We start from the raw sequence: 16763 nt of genomic DNA, 5'->3' as shown, positions 1-16763 counted from the left end.
TGATTAATCTCGCATAAACACGCATCAACGAGCAAAAACATGCATAACACCCATGCTGCCATCGACCTGCCCTCCCTGCGCAAACAGAAAATCCTGTTGCTGCTGGAGCGCGACGGCAAGGTCACCGCCTCGGAACTGGTGGAACATTTCGCTGTTTCCCAGGACACCATTCGCCGCGACCTTGGCGAACTCGCCTCCGCCGGTCTGCTGCAACGCGTGCATGGAGGTGCGCTGCCACGGCCCAAGGACACCGGCAAGGATTTCTTCACCCGGTTTGGCGAAACCACCGCGACCAAACGCCACCTGGCGCAACTCGCCGCCGATCGCGTGGAGGACGGCCAGATCGTGCTGTTCGACTCCGGTACCACCACCCTGCAAATCGCCCAGTCACTACCGCATTCCATCAAGCTGACCGCCGTCACGCACTCACCGATGATTGCCATCGCGTTGTCCGAACATCCCAATGTGACGGTGATCCTTGCCGGTGGCCAACTCAACCCGGTGACCATGGCCGCCAGCGGGCATGAAGCATTGCGGCTGATCCAGGGCATCAAGGCCGACCTGCTGTTCACGGGTGTGTGCGCACTGCATCCACAGGTCGGCATCAGCTCGTTGCACTTCGAGGAAGTGGCGGTAAAACAGGCTATGCTCGACAGCGCCTCCCACGTGGTGGCCGTCACCCTGGCCGACAAACTGGGCGCCGTGGAGCCATTCGTAGTGGCACCGTGCAGCCGCATTCATACCCTGATTACCGAGTGGCACGTGCCGCCGGGCAGCGTCGAGGCTTATGAATGCCTGGGGCTGGAGGTGATGCAAGTGGATGCCTGAGGGGCAAGCATCGCTTGAAGGGCAAGCGCATCGACCAGCGCATGACCGCTGGCCGTATTATCGAAAATACACCAGGTCGGAATGCCCTCCTCCAGGGAGGCTCTCAATACCTCGGCCAGCGCGCACAAACGCTCGGCTTCGTAAGCGCTGTGATAAATACGCGGCGAACCATGCAGGCGCCAATAACGCACACCTTGCCAGCCTTTCGGTGCATCCCCATCAGCGATCACCGGCGGGTCGGCGGCGACCCGTCCTATCTGGTAATCCTGCAAAAGCCCGTCGGCCTGCACCCAGCTGGCGTGCCGCGGCTCAAGCACCACAGGCCCAGGGAAGCGTTGACGCAAGGCTGGGAAAAATCCGCCGGCAATGATCGGGTCGTAGCTTAAAGAAGGCGGCAATTGTACCAGCAGGCAGCCCAGGCGGTCGCCCAATTGCAAGCACTGTGCAAGGAACTCATCCAATGCCGTATCGCAGTCACGCAGACGTAATTCATGGGTGATGTGCCGTGGCACCTTGACCGAAAAACCAAAGCCCGACGGCACTGACTGCGCCCATCGTGCGTAGGTCTGCGGGCGATGGGGGCGGTAGAAGGAGCTGTTGATTTCAACCGCATTCAAGCACGCGGCATAACGTTGCAGATGAGTGCCCTGTCGGGGAAACCGTGGCCATTGCTCACGAGGCAGGCTCCAACCGGCACAACCGAGAAAAATCGGCATCAGAACAACACCGACGCCGCATCCCTCATGAAAATCTCCACCGTCTTCGGCCCGACGCCCTCGAACGCATTCAAGCGTTTTTCAAACTCCCCACGGTCGGCACTGGCATCGTGGATATGGCTGATCTTGCCCGCGTACTCCGCATTCAACTTGCTGCTGAGGTCGAGCAGGCGTTGCGCGGTGCTTTCGTCGTAACGCACGTAATGCGCCTCACCGAGCATGGCCACCAGTTCGCGAGAGGTGCAGTGTTGCAGTTTGCGCGGGGTGTCCCGGCCATGCTTCACCACAATCACCTGATAGGCCTGCGCCGCGATCTGCGCCTGAATGCGCTTGCCCATCAGGAAGCTGGCGACAAACCACTTGAACAGTGCGTTGTCATCACCGGGCTTGAGCTCAATCCCCAGTTCCCCGGCGCTGATGGATCGCCCCATGACTGCCTCCGTTCTTCACTGACCCAGCTTGCGCTCGGCCTTGGCGGCTTGCTCGTTGATCTGCTCGGTTTGCCGTTGTGTGTCCTTGATGGACGTCGGCGTGATCACCTTATCGATGGTTTCTGTCTTGGGATTGGGACGCTGTAAAGAGCTGTCCTGGTCGGCAGCCTGGCGACCTTTCTGCGCCTGTTCAGAGCTGATCGCATCAGGGGTTTTGTCGGCGGTTTTTTCAGTGCCCATGGGGATTCTCCTGCGGTTAAAAGGCCAGGCTCCAGCGCGGAGCCGTTATGCAGCAGAGCCCAAGGTTTTTCGATAGTTCAAGGAAATTGCCTCGGGTGCGGCACCGAAAAATAAGCGCAAATTAATTTAAACCTTTTGCGCTGGGCCCCCCTCAACAGTCAGGTAACGGCATCGCGCCACTCTTCAGGAGAAGCATCATGAAGCACTTGCTGATGAAACAAATGGGACTGACCTTCGCGCTGGCCGCGGGCTCGATGGGTGTGGCCATGGCCGCCACTTCCAATGACTTCGTTGACGCCGCAGCCCAGGGCGGCATCACCGAAGTAGAAGCCGGCAAACTGGCGCTGGAAAAGAGCGGTGCCGCTGATATCAAGGCGTTTGCCCAGCACATGATCACCGACCACACCAAGGCCAACCAGGAGCTGATGGCCCTGGCGACGAAGCTCGACATCAAGGTGCCCGACGATGCCAGCCTCACCGACAAGGCCAAGAAAATGATCCTGGAAATCCGTGAAGAGTCCTTTGACAAGGCTTACGCCGACAACCAGGTAAAGGCCCACGAAGACACCGTGGCCCTGTTCAAAAAAGAAGCCGACTCCTCGGATAACGCCGAACTGAAGGCGTTTGCCGAGAAGACCCTGCCGACTCTCGAAACCCATCTGAAGATGGCCAAGGAGTTGCAGTCCCAGCACGCCAATTAATCATTGACCCACTCAGGAGACACTCGACCATGAGTTCGCAACTGCACGGCAAGAAGATTCTGATCATCACCTCCAACACCGGTATCGAGCGCGACGAGTTGCTCAAGCCGCTGGAAGCCCTGCGTGGTTTCGGCGCCACGGTGACCCACGGCTCCAGCAAAGGTGGCAGCACCCAGACCTTTCTCAAGGACACCGAGAAAGACAGGACGGTAGAGTCCGACGCCAAGCTCTCTGACCTGCACGGCAGTGACTTCGATGCACTGGTCATCCCCGGGGGCACCGTCAATGCCGACACCCTGCGCCAGGACGCCGATGCACTGCGGCTGATCAACGACTTCGTCAAGGCCGGGAAAACCGTAGCCGCCATCTGCCATGGCCCTTGGGCCCTGATTGATGCCGGCGTGATCGGCGGCAAGACCCTCACCTCCTACAAAAGCGTGCGCACTGACCTGGTCAATGCCGGCGCAGCAAACTGGGTGGATACGCAGGTGAAGGAATGCCCGGCCAATGGCTGGACTCTGATTACCTCGCGCACGCCCGACGACTTGCCGGCGTTCAATGAGGCCATTGCCAAGACACTGGCGGCTTGACGCCCGCCAATGCAAACAGGCGCCCTCGGGCGCCTGTTTTTTTTCGATTCTGTCTTAGCCTTTGCCATGCTCAGTGGCATGTGTCGCCCGGTTCACACCCTTGGGTCCAAACAGCGCCCAGAGGATCAGCCCCAACAGCGGCATGAAGATCAGTACCACCAGCCATAACCCCTTGGTCTCCCAGCCACTGCCACTGCGCAGAACGCTGTTGATCGCCCACAGTTCCAGCAGCACCAGAATCACCGCCAAGCCAATCCAGACATATTCGATTTGCATGATTCATCCTCCTGAGGTCGTATGCGTTAGGTCAAGCAACGCGCCCGAGGGTTCATTAAAATTGCAACGGATGGCTCTCGCCCGACGGTTGCGGCACACGGGCCGTAACCTTCTAGACTCAAATGGACACTACCTTTTACCCCTCGGAGGCCCGGGATGACCGAGCACATCATCCACTTTCACTGCCAGATTGATCAGGGCACCACCGAGCGCTTTCGGGATTGCTGCCTGGACGCCATCGAGCAAGGCGCCAGTTCGTTGCTGTTGAACCTGTCGACCACCGGTGGCAGCACCAATTTCGGCTTTACCCTCTACACCTTCCTCAAGTCCCTGCCGGTGCCGCTGTGTGCGATCAATGCAGGCAACATCGAGTCCATGGGCATCATCATGTTCCTGGCGGCAAACCGCCGGATCACCACGCCACACTCGCGCTTCCTGATCCATCCGATGAACTGGTATTTCAACCAGAACTCGGTAGACCACCAGCGCCTGCGGGAATACCTGTCGAGCCTGGACAACGACCTGGCGCGCTACGTGAAAATCTACGAACTGGAAACCGCCAGCGCCGAAACCCACCTGGATATTTTCAAGTGCCTCTCGGCCGAGGAAAAAGTCATCGCCGCCCACGAGTCACTGGCCTACGGGATTGCCCATGAGGTCGAGCAGATCGTGTTTGCCGACGACATTAAGCACTGGAAAGTCAGCGGCGGCTAGGCATGGTTTAATGCATGCCAGCCGCCACTGGACCGTGCAACCTGCACGACCAGCGTCGATATTTATTCGATATAAACTATTGATTTATAAGCCAATAAATATTCCGCTCAACTTGGTACAACTCATGCTGTAGAGGTCTGGACAGGCGGGCAATTCGACCCGCCCTTTCGCTACCCGTGAGGTGTCACCCATGAATGCCATTGATCTTCTCAAGGCCGACCACGAACGCGTCAAAGCCATCCTGAACCAGCTGAGTGAGTCTACTGAACGCGGCGTCAAAAAGCGCACCGAGCTACTGGCGAAACTGGAAATGGAAATCAGCCTTCACACCCGCCTTGAGGAAGAAATCCTCTATCCGGCTTTTCGCAAGGCTGGGGGCAAGGATCAGGAAATCATGTACCACGAAGCCAAGGAAGAACACCGCACCGTCGACTCCCTCGTACTGCCAGACCTGAAGCAGACCTCACCCTCCACGACCGAGTTTTCCGGGCGAGTCAAAGTGGTCAAGGAACTGTTGGAACACCACATCGAGGAAGAAGAAAGCGAGATGTTCCCGCAGGCCAGGAAGCTGCTGGGCAAGGCATTGCTCGAAGAGCTTGGAGCAGAGATGGAAGCGATGAAAGCCGCGCACAAGAAGGCGCCCGGGGCCAAGCCAATGGCGGCGTGATGTCCATTCGTCGCATGGCTGGAAACTTTTTCAAACTTTGATTTGGCTGGCGGATTCCCAATTAGGCAACACCATTGATTCGCTCATCATTGAGGGTTTTGAAAATGGCTAACAGTGGAAAAACCACCTCAGGCGCTGGTCACAAGGATCAGCAAGAAACCACGCGTAAAAGCGGCGGCCAGGGTTCAGGCGGCAATGTCGCCAATGACCGCGCAAAGGCTTCTGAAGCGGGCAAAAAAGGCGGGGCTCATGGCCACGCCCCAGGCTCCAAGAAGTCTTGATTGAGGCGTCGCCGAAGCCCGGATGTGGTCCGGGCTTCGGTCCCAATCGCCAAGAGGGATTGAGTCATGAAGACCAGCATTTCCCAAAGGATCGTACTCGCCGCCAGCTTGACGCTCGTTCTGTATGCCCCCGCCTACGCAGCCTTCGGCGACAATACCGCCCCCGAGGCACCCGCCTTGAGCGGCGACAGCCCACCCGGTTCGGCGCTGCCACCCGGCACCTATCCCAGCAGCCCTTCAGGGGCCGATAGCAGCGGCAACAAGGGCGCTGAAACCAAAGCACCCGCGCCGTCAAAAAGCGTGAAGAGCATCCGCCACAAAGGCACCTCGACCCAGCATCCCGCCAACAAGAGCGGCAAGAAAACCGTTCCTGCATCGGGAAGTTGAGAAATTAGAGCTCGCTTGGGCCACCGATAAAGTCCAGGCGCAAGTTCAACCACTGCCGAACGATTTCCCGGGACGCTTGCCGGGCATCAACAGCAGAGAAGCCCCGCTCGCGCTGCAACCATTCGCTCGTGACTTGGCGCGCCGGTTCAATGGCCGCCAGCGCCTGCTGGCGTTGCTTGGCGGGCCATTGTTTATCAGCGCCCCAGTTGCGCAGCGTTAATTCAGGATCCTGGGTCTTGCCTGCGGCGCCTGGATGGAGAAACAGCCGAGGCGACGCGGTGGCCTTGAGGGAAAGCGTGTTCCAGTCGGCGTAGCTGGCAAAGCGGATGGTGCCTTCGTTCTGCGATGCAGTGGACAAAGGCGCGGTAAACGAATCGTCCAGCCGCTTCCAGGCCGGCTGTGCAAACAGATCACCCTGAGGGGCACAAATCGGCGCAAAGCTGTCGCGGGTGGAGCCGTACAACGACCCGAACGACTCATACGCGACCTCACCCTGCCGGCTGAAAACGAAACAGTGCACATACGGGCGTTGGTCGGCGTACATCTCATACTGTTGGCGCTCGATCATCATGCGCAGCAAGGTCAACATCACCCGGTCACGGCTGACAGCAGGATCATTCTGCAGGTCCTGCCAGATCGACCAGGGAAAACTGTCTTCCTTGAGTGCTATGAGAACCTGCTTGCGATTCTCCTCGGCCTCATTCTCCGTCACGCCACTGTCAGGTTCAAAACGCTGCAGGTAGACCAGCCAGGCAGCAGCCAGGTCGTTCATCGGATACCGCCTGAGCCCTTCTGCCGCTTGTGCCGGATGGTAGGGAATACTGGCGATGATTGCGTCAACGGCTGCCGTGTCCTTGTGGGTGATCGTACCCACCTCGACCACTCTCTGGCTCAGTTGGGATTGCAGGCAGCCGGGCAGTTGTTCCGGTTCACTGGTACATGCGTTGCGAGTCTGCAGCCAGGCGCGCTGGCCACGGCGCAATTCGTCGCGCTGCTCGGGTGCCAGCTTGGCCATCGCCTGGCTGTAATACACCCCCAGCGTACTGTCGAGTTCGCTTAGTTCGGGACTGGCGCAAATGGCCTTTTCCACCGTGGTGGAGGCCTTTTTACAATCAAAGGACGCGCCACTGGCAGGCATCCCCGCGCCCATCAGCACGCCAGTGAGCAACAACATTGGGTAGGCAGAATGAATACGGCGGGCCATGGCTTTCCTTGGGTGAGTTCCTTTCAAGGCGCTTATTGTGCCGACGCGATTGCCAATGTCCAGCCTGCCGGCACAGTACTACGAAACACTTGCCATGGAGGGCCGATCAGTTGCCAGCTCACGCTCAATCTGTTCGATGCTCGGCAAGCTGGTTTGCAGCTCTGCAGGCAGTGATTCCACCAGTTGATACTCGGCAACACCAATGGGGCGCGAACTGTCACGCAGGGCGTATTCGGCCACTACTTCGTTCTTGCTCTTGCACAGCAGCAGGCCGATGGTGGGGCTGTCCTGTGGGTGCTTGAGCTGGGAATCTACCGCCGCGAGGTAAAAGCCCAGCTGCCCCAGATGGTCGGGTTTGAATTTGCCGGCCTTGAGTTCGATGACCACGTAGCACCTCAGCTTGAGGTGATAAAACAGCAGGTCGACGAAAAACTCCTCGCCTCCCACGTCCAGCAACACCTGCCGACCCACGAAGGCAAAACCGGCGCCCAGCTCCAGCAGAAAATCGGTGACATGTTTGACCAGGGCGTTTTCGATTTCACGTTCCTGCGCGTCAAGGGTCAGGCCGAGGAAGTCGAAACGGTAAGGATCCTTAAGCGATTCGCGAGCCAGGTCGGATTGCGCCTTGGGTAGCAGCCCCTCGAAGTTGCTGACCGCATTGCCGCTGCGCTCCAGCAGGCGACCCTCGATTTGCATCATCAGGATGTTGCGCGACCAGTTGTGCTCGATGGCCTGGGCAATGTACCAGCGACGGGTTTCGGGCCCGGGCAGCCTGTCCAGCAACACCAGGTTATGGCCCCAGGGCAATTGTGCAGCAGCCTGTTGCACAAATTCGGAGTCCGGCCACGCCTCCGCAAATGCGCGCATGTACTTCAGGTTACGCGGCGAGAAACCCTTCATTTCCGGAAACGCCGAACGCAAATCCTGCGCCAGCCGCTCAATCACCTTGGTCCCCCAGCCCTGCCGCGCTTGCCGGGTCAGAATATCCTGGCCGATTTGCCAATACAGCAACACCAGCTCGCGGTTTACCGCCAGGGTGGCGCGTTGCTGGGCGGAGTGGATTCGCCCCTTGAGGTCGGTCAGCCAGTCGCTGTATCCCTCGGGTGGTGTGGTCAGGCTATCGGGGGTCTCACGCATTCCTTTCTCCCTCATGGGTTCGGCAGGCGGTCGATGGTAGCGAGGGGACAATCCGGAATGGGCCAGCAGAATGCTTTCGATACAAATCAACGGGAACCGTACCTTCACGCGGATCAAGGGGTGCCCCAACGTGCGTGCTGTGGTCAAATGGCCCAGTCACTTCCACGGTTATTCCCGATCTATGAACGCCACACCCACCGACGACAGCCAGGCATCCACCGGGGACCGCATCCTGTTCCTGCTCAAGACCCGTGGCCCGCTGAAAACCACGGACCTGGCTGCACTGCTGGAAATCACCTCCGAAGCCGCCCGCCAGCAAATCCAGAAGTTGCAGGTCGCGGAGTTGATCGTCGGCGTATCAGCCCCCATCTCGGGTGCCGGTCGGCCATCCTTGAAGTGGACCCTGACCGAGACCGCCCAGAGCAAATTCCCGGATTCCCATAGCGTGCTGACCTTGCACCTGATCGAGTCCATCGAAGGGATTTTTGGCAGTGAAGGCGTGGAAAAAGTCATCGCCAGCATGGAGGCGACCGCCAAGCACGAATACATCCAGGCCTGCTCCGCCGCATCGAGCTTGCAGGAGAAAGTCGCGATCCTGGTGCAGATTCGTGAGCGCGCCGGGTACATGGCGCAGATGGAGCCGCTGGACGAAGGCTGGCTACTGGTGGAAAACCACTGCCCGATCTGCGTGGCCGCCCGCAAATGCCAGGGTTTCTGCCGCTCGGAGTTGCAGATTTTCCAGGCTGCGCTGGGCGATGAGAATGTGGTGGAACGCTGCGAGCATTTGATCTCTGGGGATCGACGCTGCGCCTACAGCATCCAGCCCCGCCACCCGTAAGAAAGAGGCTGCGATGGGCTGCGCAGCAACCGTAATTCCAGCGCCGCAGTGTCCCGGATACACCAACGGTTCAGGACTCACCATTGCTGCGCAGTCCATCGCAGCCTCAGGCCGAAGTCAGGCCCATTGCAGGTTGAAGAGAGCGAACGCCAACAGCGCCCAGATCGCCAGCACCAAGTGCGTCAGTTGCAAGCCCTCCTGGCGAATCCAGTAGCCAAACCACAAGCCACCCAGCAGCATCGCGAAAACGAAAGCCGAGAAGCCGCTGAGGGCGAGATTGAGCCATGGCCGCGCGGCCGAGAGGCCATCACCGAGGACCAACTGGTAGCTGCCGGTCCATGCCGCCACTGCCGCGATCACCTGCAGCGCCAACACAATCAGCAGTGCCAATTGATGCAGGTGGTGGGAACGCACAGCGCGCCTTAACAGGGGTATGTCGATGGCCGGAGCCTGGTGCAGTGGCGCCATGGCCATGGTCGCGCCCACCGCACCGACCGAGCTGCGAAAGGCCTGCAAATTGTTGACCACGGCGAGGGTCAGCCAGACACTCAAACCCAAGGCCTGAGTGATAAGGAACAGCCCTGCGGTAACTCCCGGCAACCATAGCTCGACGCTCATCCAAACCTCCTTGTCTGCTGTAGGGCAAATCAGGCTCTTGGCATATAACCAAGAATACACTTGGATAATACGGTGAGCGCTTTAACTTACACAAGGCAAACTTTTAGATCCGGTAACCGTTGTTGCCCAGTGGATCGAGCGGAACCTCAAGGCACCGGCAACCACCCGCTGAACCTTCCCTGGCTATCCAGCGCGCACCAGGCGAAATCTCCGGGCAGCGGCGGCAAGTTCTGCAGCGGTACGCCGCTGCCCTGCTTCCAGTCCACCACTTGCAGGGATGAACCTTGCCAGGCCAGGACCAGGCCCCGGGCCTGGCTGGTGTCATCGCTGACCCAACGGGCCGCAGCCGCCGTCATGAATGCTTCGATGGGCTCTTCATCGATCTGCGTGCGATACACCGAACCGAGCAGCCAACGGCACACGTTTACATGGTAGGTCCAGTCCAGGGAGGGACGGTTGCGGTAAGCCCAGGTCATGAAGCTGCGAAACAGGTTCAAGCCCTCCGGCGGGTCGAGCTTGAGCAAACCGGGGCAGATGTCGAACAAGGTGTGCCAGTACGGCAGCAACCGTGCATCCAGGTGGACGAAACAGCGGGCGTTACTCGGGTATTCGACAGACGGTAGCAACACGTCGCTGCGGGACGGACGGCGCGACGCCTTGCTGACCAGACGGGCAGCGCCGGAAGGCAGGATAGAGCTCATGGAACGCACTCACACTCGTGACGATAGAACGCCTCCTGGTATCAGGAAGCCCGGGGCACACGTCAGAATGCAGGGGAAGCGCGAGGGTTGGCCGAGGGCCAGGAATACCGTGGAGGGGCCTTGTTGCGCCGCTCATGGGCCGGGCGCGGCTTTTGCCCGAGGCCCAACAGCCAGGCCAGGCAAAACAGGAAGACGATGCCCAGGGTCACGGCGGAGCACACCGGGCAGGCGAAGAAGTTCGACCAACTGCTGGCCGTCGGATTACCCAGGCCGGCATCCGAGGCCGGCGCCTTGGTGCCCAGGCTTGAGCAGAACTGACCGCCCAGGCCATTGAGCTCAAGCCCCATCATCTGCCCATGGCCCAAACCGCAGACGAACACATTGAACAGGACGCAAAAATACAGGGTCCAGGCAATGAGTGAACGGTCCGGGCGGGAGAGTTTCATGGCGGCGACTTTACCATTCCCCCTCTAGGAGCTGTCGAGCTTTAGCGAGGCTGCGATGCAGGCGCCACGGTCTTGCAGGAATACCAAGCCGATCCCTTCGCAGCCTCGCTCAAGCTCGACAGCTCCCACATTTGGTCTTGCCCGGCAGGGCCTGTGACAGAACGTCGCAGATTACGCCCAGAGGCCCGGGTTGTTAGAATGCCACGCTCTCCTCGCCTGATTTAACGCTTCGTGGTACCCAGGCGCTTCACAGGATGCACAGTTGATGAGTACGTTATTCACCCGCCGCAAAGTCCTCTCCGGCATGGGATTGCTGGGCCTGGGCCTGCTGGCCGGCTGTGACAACAGCCCGAAACTGAACTTCAAGTACGGCAAGGATCTGAGCGACAAGATCATGGGCCGTACCTTCAAGCTCAAGAACACCGACGGCGAGACCGTCACCTTGAGCTCTTTCCGTGGCTTGATGCCGGTGGTGTTCTTCGGCTTCACCCAGTGCCCGGCCGTGTGCCCGACCACCCTGGCGCGCATGGCCCAGGCGAAAAAACTGATGGGCCGCGACGGCAAGATCATGCAGGTGGTGTTTATCACCCTGGATCCGGAACGCGACACGCCCAAGATACTGGACGCCTACGTCAAGGCCTTCGACCCCAGCTTCCAGGCGCTGTACGGCACCCCGGAAGAAATCGCCGTGGCCGCCAAGGAATTCGGGATCTTTTATGAAAAGATCCCCGCCGGCGACAGCTACACCCTCTCCCACACCGCCACCAGCTTTGTGTTCGACACCCGGGGCACCCTGCGCCTGGGCTTGTCTGCCTCGCTTAACGCCAAAGAGTGCGCAGAAGACCTGCTCACCGTCATGGAGGTCTGCTAATGACTGCCGTTCAACACCTCAAGCGCTTCGCCCTCGGTCTCTCCCTGCTGGGCCTCGCCGCCCACGCCAGTGCACAGGCAGTGGTCACCGACGCCTGGGTACGCGCCTCGGTACCGGGCCAGCCGTCCAGCGGCGCGTTCATGACCGTTACCGCCGACAGCGACAGCAAACTGCTCAGCGTGGCGTCGCCGGTCGCCAAGACCGTGCAGATCCATGAGATGACCATGAAGGACGACGTGATGCGCATGGGCCCGGTGGATTCGGTGCCATTGCCCGCGGGCAAGGCGGTCAAGCTCGACCCGGATGGCTATCACGTGATGCTGATCGACCTCACCGCCCAGATCAAGGAAGGCGACCAGGTGCCGCTGACCGTCACCGTGGAAAATGCCAAGGGTGAAAAGCAGTCGATCGAAGTGAAGGCCCAAGCCCGTGCGTTGAATGCGACGGAAACCATGGATCACAGCAAGATGCACTAAAGCGCAGATCAAAATGTGGGAGCGGGCTTGTGTGGGAGCGGGCTTGCTCGCGAATGCGGTGTGACAGTCACCGGATGTATTGACTGATCCACCGCTTTCGCGAGCAAGCCCGCTCCCACATTGGCCCTTCAGTGTCTGAAAAATCGGGCATCCGCTTCATACTTTTTTCGTCTCGCATTAACACTTTCTATATATTTTCAATCTGCAATACAACTCGTTAGCCTGCGCAAGCCGGACGCGTCTCCCTGTCGCCGTCCGGCCAGATAATTCTAAAAATAAGCAGCAGACAACGGGAATAACAATGAACAAATCCCCCATTACCCTGGGCTTGACTTCGGCCACCCTCGGTTTGACCCTCGCCTTCCCAACCTTTGCCGAAGCTGACTTTTTCAAAGACAGCAAGGCCGACCTCGAATTTCGCAACTTCTACTTCAACAGCGATTACCGCCAGCCCAACGCGAGCCAGTCCAAACGCGATGAGTGGGCCCAAGGGCTGATCCTCAATTACCAGTCGGGTTACACCGAAGGCCTGGTGGGCTTTGGCCTCGATGCCATTGGCCTGCAGGGTTTGAAACTGGACTCAAGCCCCGACCGCCAAAACACCGGCCTGCTTCCCGTGGGCGAGGATGGCGCACCGGACAGCTACAGTCGAATGGGCGCCACCGCCAAGGCGCGGATCTCCAAAAGCGTGCTCAAATTCGGCACGCTGATCCCCAAGCTGCCGACCGTACTGCCCAACGATGGCCGGCTGCTGCCCCAGACCTTTCGCGGCACTCAATTGACCAGCCAGGACATCGCCGGCCTGACCTTCGATGCCGGGCGCCTGACCAGCAACACCCTGCGTAACGACAGCGGCCATGCAGACATCGAAGTCGACGGCAAAGGCATCAAGGGTGCCGTGCCCAGCGATAAATTCGACTTCGCCAGTGCCAGCTACAGTTGGACCAAAACCCTGGTCACCGGCTACCACTACGCCAACCTCGAGAACAACTACAAGCAACACATCTTCAACCTGGTCCATACCCTGCCACTGGGTGACGCGCAGTCGTTCAAGACCGACCTGCGTTACGCCGACTCCAGCAAGGAAGGCAACAGCAACATCGACAACCAGGCCTTCGGTGCCAAGTTCACCTACAGCCTCCACGGCCACTCGTTCGGCGCCGCCTACCAGCGCATGAAAGGCACCACCGGCTTCCCCCACCTGGACGGTACCGACTCCTACCTCGTCAACTACGTGATGATCTCGCCGGACTTCGCCAACCCCGAGGAAAAGTCCTGGCAGGCCCGCTACGACTATGACTTCGCCGCCCTCGGCATCCCCGGCCTGACCTTCATGACCCGCTACCTCAAGGGTGACAACTTCGTGCGTACCCGAACCCTGGAAGGTACCGAGTGGGAGCGCAACACCGATATCGGCTACGTGTTCCAGAGCGGTGCCCTGAAGAACCTTGAAGTGAAATGGCGCAATGGCACGTATCGCAGCAATGGCAGCGGCAGCGATATCGACCAGAACCGCTTTATCGTCAGCTACACCCTGCCCTTGCTGTGATTTTTCCCGGAGCGTTGCACATGAATAGCAGAAAAAGCCTGATCCACCTGGCCGTCGCCTTTGCCCTGTTCAGCAGTTACGGCGCCTACGCCGCCGACACCGGCGCGTTGCCCTGCAAAACCACCGAAGAATGCGCCGCCCAGGCGGCCAAAGTCGGCGCCACGCCGGGCTCCTCGCAAAGCGCCCACAAGGCCAAGGGCGACCCGACCCAAACCCAGTTCGCCTGGTTGAACCGCATCAACAAAGCCTCGATCGTGATGCTCACCGAAGAAGGCATCGTCAAGCCGGACATGGGCCACAAGATCGCCGGCGGCGTGCGCTTTGCCATCGACCAGGCCGACCAGCCCGATGGCAAGCGCCCGGAAGACGTGTTGCAACTGGAAAAAATCATGACCGACAAAATCGGTCCGGAAGCGTCGCTGATCCACTCCGGCCGCAGCCGCCAGGACATGCTCGCCACCTACCGCCTGGCCAAACTGCGCTCCCAGGTGCTGGCCTACAGCGAGGCACTGAACGCCACCCGCCAACGTATCCTGAACATCGCCGACAAGAACATCGACACCCTGGTGCCCGCCTACACCAACGGCGTGCAGGCCATGCCCATCAGCTATGCGCACTACCTGCTGGCGTTCGAAGCCGCATTTGATCGCGACGGCCAACGCATCCGTGAACTCTACACCCGCCTCAACCTGAGCCCGATGGGCACCGCGGTACTGGCGAACTCCGCTTACCCGCTGAACCGCGAACGCCTGGCCGAGTTGCTGGGGTTCGACGGCGTGCGGGAAAACTCCCTGGATTCGAGCCAGGTGTCGACCTACGACATCCCGATCGAGGCGGCGAACCTCGCGGCGTCTTCGGCGATCCGCATCGGCGCGATGATTGGCGATATCCATACCCAGTACCATCAGATCCGCCCCTGGTTGCTGCTGGACGAAGAGTCCACCTACACCAGCAGTGCGATGCCGCAAAAACGCAACCCGGGGTTGTTGATGCGCACTCGGGAATCGGCCTCCGACGTGGTGGGCCTGGCGCAAACCGTGACCTTGCGCGCGCATAACGTCACCACCGGCATGACCGACTACAAGTTTGCGTTCGATTCATTGGGGCTGTTCCAGTCCACCGATGACATGTTCAAAAGCATGGATGCCGTGCTGGATGCGCTGCAGATCAACCCGCAGCGAGCGCTGGATGAGCTGGAGTCGGAATGGACCACGTCCATGGAGTTGGCCGACACCCTGGAGCGTCAGTTCAAGGTGCCGTTCCGCATTGGCCACAGCTTCGCCTCGTTGATCGTCACCGAGGCGCGCAGCAATGGCACCACGCCGAAGACCTTCGCGTATGCGGACGCGCAGAAGCTGTACACGCAGGCCGCGGACAAATACAAATGGACGCCGAATACGTTGCCGCTGGATGAGGCCGGTTTCCGTGCTGCACTGTCGCCGACCACGATGGTCAAGACTCGCAAGGGTACGGGTGGGCCGCAGCCGGAAGAGGTCAAGCGGATGCTGGTGGAAGCGCGCAAGAATCTCGACGCGGACCAGAGTTGGTTGAAGGAGCGTCGTGAGAAGCTGAAAGGTGCTGAAGGCAACCTGGACAAGGCGTTCGACAAGTTGCTCAACGCCAAGGGCTGAAATGCGATCTGAATGTGGGAGCGGGCTTGCTCGCGAAGGCGGTGTATCAGTTAGCAGATTTATTGGCTGACCCACCGCATTCGCGAGCAAGCCCGCTCCCACATTTGACCGCGTTTGGGTCTGGAAAGCATGTTCGGCTCAGTGACTCAGTTCCCGCTTCAACACCTCATGGTCAATCGACTTCTGCCACCCGCATATCGCCAGGCACGCCACGCAATTGCCCAGCACATTGGTCAACGACCGACACTTCATCAGCCGCTCCACTCCCAACAACAAACCCACCCCTTCCAGCGGTACCAGTTGCAGGATGTTCAAGGTAGCAATCAGGGTAAACAACGCCGAGCCCGCCACACTGGTAGACCCCAGCGAGGTAAACAGGCAGATCACCAGCACCGCCAGCAACTCGGGTACGGCAATCTCCACTCCGGCGAGGTGCGCCAGGAACATAATGGCAGTAGTCAGGTAAAGATTGGTACCGGCCAAGTTGAACGTATACCCGGTGGTCAACACCAGGCGCACTAATTGGCGATCACAGCCCAGCGCCTCAAGTTTGCTGACGCAACCTGGAAGTGCGGCCACTGAAGAGCCGGTGAACGTCACCAACAACAACTCTTCTTTCAAGTAAACAATTAGCCGGGTCAATTTAACGCCGAGCAGGCGGGTAATCGTGGCGAACACTAGAATGACGAACACCGCGCAAACCAGGTAAATAACAACAATGAACTTCAAGAGCGGCAGCACCGAACTTAAACCGTACTTTCCCACCACAAATGCCATCGCCCCAAACGCCGCCAGCGGTGCGAACTTCAGGATAAACCGCAGCAACCAGAACAACCCGGCGACCGCCGCTTCCAGCCAACCGAGGCAGCGGTTTGCGACCTGGCCGCCACGCCCCAGCAGCAGGCCGCACAGCACCGCCACCAGCATCACCTGGAGCACCAGGCTTTGGGTGAAAACCTTGTAAAGGCTGGACGAAATCGAGGTCATCGACAGCTCGTGCAACAGCGTTTCGGGCGCAGCAGGCGGTGTCAGATGATCAAAATCCAGGTTGGCCACTGCGGTATGATCCAGGCTGAACAACCACTCCGTCGACATTCCCAACACCAATGCAGCAAGGGACATCAGCTGGAAATACACCACGATCCGCCCCACTACATGCCGATGGTGGGGCTCGCGCTTGATACCTGCGACACCGGTCGACACCAGCACAAACAACAGAAATGGCATCAGTAACCCGACCACTTTTATAAAGGCGTCACTGAGCAGCTTCATCTCGATTGCCACGCCCGGATAAAACAGCCCTACAACCATGCCGAGTGCAATGGCAATCAAAATAGGCAAGGTGGCGTTATTCGAAAATCGGGTCGACATCAATGCTCCATGGTCTTTTTATTTATTGTTATTGTCGGATCAGGCCAGTTTCGGCATATTGGTCGCCAAGGCGCACTCAGGCCACAAATA

At 59.3% G+C, this 16763-nt stretch carries 21 protein-coding genes; 11 read left to right on the top strand and 10 right to left on the bottom strand.

Going from position 1 to position 16763, the window contains the following annotated elements:
- Positions 1–39 precede the first annotated feature (39 nt).
- Complete coding sequence (locus JV201_RS12805) at positions 40–828, top strand: DeoR/GlpR family DNA-binding transcription regulator (protein ID WP_003207411.1); 789 nt, start codon at positions 40–42, stop codon at positions 826–828.
- On the opposite strand, the gene JV201_RS12800 is transcribed toward JV201_RS12805, so the two are convergent.
- Genes JV201_RS12800 through JV201_RS12790 form a run of 3 tightly spaced genes read right to left on the bottom strand, consistent with a single transcriptional unit; the run spans position 786 to position 2215 of the window.
- Positions 786–1544, bottom strand: a complete 759-nt coding sequence (locus JV201_RS12800; protein ID WP_219407020.1) for a DUF72 domain-containing protein — start codon at positions 1542–1544, stop codon at positions 786–788. The genes JV201_RS12805 and JV201_RS12800 overlap by 43 nt on opposite strands.
- The gene (locus JV201_RS12795) at positions 1544–1975 is read right to left on the bottom strand and encodes a hypothetical protein (RefSeq protein WP_008435015.1); all 432 of its coding nucleotides are present in this window, start codon (positions 1973–1975) and stop codon (positions 1544–1546) included. Before JV201_RS12795 ends, JV201_RS12800 begins: the two co-directional genes overlap by 1 nt.
- A 15-nt stretch (positions 1976–1990) precedes the next feature.
- Complete coding sequence (locus JV201_RS12790) at positions 1991–2215, bottom strand: hypothetical protein (protein WP_003207405.1); 225 nt, start codon at positions 2213–2215, stop codon at positions 1991–1993.
- Positions 2216–2412: 197 nt separating this feature from the next.
- Between JV201_RS12790 and JV201_RS12785 the strand changes: the two genes are divergently transcribed.
- Together JV201_RS12785 and JV201_RS12780 are read left to right on the top strand one after the other, a co-directional pair.
- The gene (locus tag JV201_RS12785) at positions 2413–2916 is read left to right on the top strand and encodes a DUF4142 domain-containing protein (protein WP_219407019.1); all 504 of its coding nucleotides are present in this window, start codon (positions 2413–2415) and stop codon (positions 2914–2916) included.
- A 29-nt stretch (positions 2917–2945) separates the two neighbouring features.
- Positions 2946–3506, top strand: a complete 561-nt coding sequence (locus JV201_RS12780) for a type 1 glutamine amidotransferase domain-containing protein (RefSeq protein ID WP_003207402.1) — start codon at positions 2946–2948, stop codon at positions 3504–3506.
- A gap of 54 nt (positions 3507–3560) precedes the next feature.
- Here JV201_RS12780 and JV201_RS12775 read toward each other — a convergent pair whose 3' ends face one another.
- Positions 3561–3782, bottom strand: coding sequence for a PLD nuclease N-terminal domain-containing protein (locus tag JV201_RS12775; protein WP_003207401.1), 222 nt, complete (start codon positions 3780–3782; stop codon positions 3561–3563).
- A gap of 156 nt (positions 3783–3938) precedes the next feature.
- Here JV201_RS12775 and JV201_RS12770 point away from each other — a divergent pair, with 156 nt between their 5' ends.
- The 3 genes from JV201_RS12770 (at position 3939) to JV201_RS12760 (ending at position 5831) form a co-directional block, all read left to right on the top strand.
- A complete protein-coding gene (locus tag JV201_RS12770) occupies positions 3939–4496 on the top strand; it encodes an ATP-dependent Clp protease proteolytic subunit (protein WP_102368860.1) in 558 nt (185 codons plus the stop codon).
- 190 nt (positions 4497–4686) lie between these two features.
- A complete protein-coding gene (locus tag JV201_RS12765; protein WP_008435010.1) occupies positions 4687–5163 on the top strand; it encodes a hemerythrin domain-containing protein in 477 nt (158 codons plus the stop codon).
- Between the two features lie 347 nt (positions 5164–5510).
- Complete coding sequence (locus JV201_RS12760; RefSeq protein ID WP_219407018.1) at positions 5511–5831, top strand: hypothetical protein; 321 nt, start codon at positions 5511–5513, stop codon at positions 5829–5831.
- 4 nt (positions 5832–5835) lie between these two features.
- Here JV201_RS12760 and JV201_RS12755 read toward each other — a convergent pair whose 3' ends face one another.
- On the bottom strand, positions 5836–7035 hold the full coding sequence (locus JV201_RS12755) for a lysozyme inhibitor LprI family protein (RefSeq protein ID WP_219407017.1): 1200 nt from the start codon (positions 7033–7035) through the stop codon (positions 5836–5838).
- Positions 7036–7113: 78 nt separating this feature from the next.
- The gene (locus tag JV201_RS12750) at positions 7114–8172 is read right to left on the bottom strand and encodes a YhcG family protein (protein WP_219407016.1); all 1059 of its coding nucleotides are present in this window, start codon (positions 8170–8172) and stop codon (positions 7114–7116) included.
- Between the two features lie 181 nt (positions 8173–8353).
- Between JV201_RS12750 and JV201_RS12745 the strand changes: the two genes are divergently transcribed.
- The gene (locus tag JV201_RS12745) at positions 8354–9010 is read left to right on the top strand and encodes a metalloregulator ArsR/SmtB family transcription factor (protein WP_177054337.1); all 657 of its coding nucleotides are present in this window, start codon (positions 8354–8356) and stop codon (positions 9008–9010) included.
- A gap of 117 nt (positions 9011–9127) precedes the next feature.
- On the opposite strand, the gene JV201_RS12740 is transcribed toward JV201_RS12745, so the two are convergent.
- The 3 genes from JV201_RS12740 to JV201_RS12730 all read right to left on the bottom strand — a co-directional run bounded on the left by JV201_RS12740 (position 9128) and on the right by JV201_RS12730 (position 10775).
- Positions 9128–9628, bottom strand: coding sequence for a DUF2165 family protein (locus tag JV201_RS12740; protein WP_102606270.1), 501 nt, complete (start codon positions 9626–9628; stop codon positions 9128–9130).
- A gap of 146 nt (positions 9629–9774) precedes the next feature.
- On the bottom strand, positions 9775–10329 hold the full coding sequence (locus tag JV201_RS12735) for a putative natural product biosynthesis protein (RefSeq protein WP_219407015.1): 555 nt from the start codon (positions 10327–10329) through the stop codon (positions 9775–9777).
- 62 nt (positions 10330–10391) lie between these two features.
- Complete coding sequence (locus JV201_RS12730; RefSeq protein ID WP_003207359.1) at positions 10392–10775, bottom strand: DUF2946 domain-containing protein; 384 nt, start codon at positions 10773–10775, stop codon at positions 10392–10394.
- Between the two features lie 265 nt (positions 10776–11040).
- On the opposite strand from JV201_RS12730, the gene JV201_RS12725 reads away from it, so the two are divergent.
- The 4 genes from JV201_RS12725 to JV201_RS12710 all read left to right on the top strand — a co-directional run bounded on the left by JV201_RS12725 (position 11041) and on the right by JV201_RS12710 (position 15302).
- Complete coding sequence (locus tag JV201_RS12725; RefSeq protein WP_003207358.1) at positions 11041–11646, top strand: SCO family protein; 606 nt, start codon at positions 11041–11043, stop codon at positions 11644–11646.
- Positions 11646–12122, top strand: coding sequence for a copper chaperone PCu(A)C (locus JV201_RS12720; RefSeq protein ID WP_003207356.1), 477 nt, complete (start codon positions 11646–11648; stop codon positions 12120–12122). The genes JV201_RS12725 and JV201_RS12720 overlap by 1 nt, the downstream gene beginning before the upstream one ends.
- 301 nt (positions 12123–12423) lie before the next feature.
- Positions 12424–13671 (top strand): OprD family porin, encoded by a 1248-nt coding sequence (locus JV201_RS12715; protein ID WP_008435327.1) that lies wholly within the window; start codon positions 12424–12426, stop codon positions 13669–13671.
- A 20-nt stretch (positions 13672–13691) separates the two neighbouring features.
- The gene (locus JV201_RS12710; RefSeq protein ID WP_003207353.1) at positions 13692–15302 is read left to right on the top strand and encodes an argininosuccinate lyase; all 1611 of its coding nucleotides are present in this window, start codon (positions 13692–13694) and stop codon (positions 15300–15302) included.
- Between the two features lie 138 nt (positions 15303–15440).
- On the opposite strand, the gene JV201_RS12705 is transcribed toward JV201_RS12710, so the two are convergent.
- The gene (locus JV201_RS12705) at positions 15441–16673 is read right to left on the bottom strand and encodes a cation:dicarboxylate symporter family transporter (protein WP_219407014.1); all 1233 of its coding nucleotides are present in this window, start codon (positions 16671–16673) and stop codon (positions 15441–15443) included.
- Positions 16674–16763 lie beyond the last annotated feature (90 nt).

This window comes from Pseudomonas sp. Colony2 (genome assembly GCF_019382755.1).
In the GTDB taxonomy this organism is placed as follows: domain Bacteria; phylum Pseudomonadota; class Gammaproteobacteria; order Pseudomonadales; family Pseudomonadaceae; genus Aquipseudomonas.
Note: the sequence above shows the minus strand (reverse complement) of the source record. Positions and strands in the feature narration are given on the sequence as shown.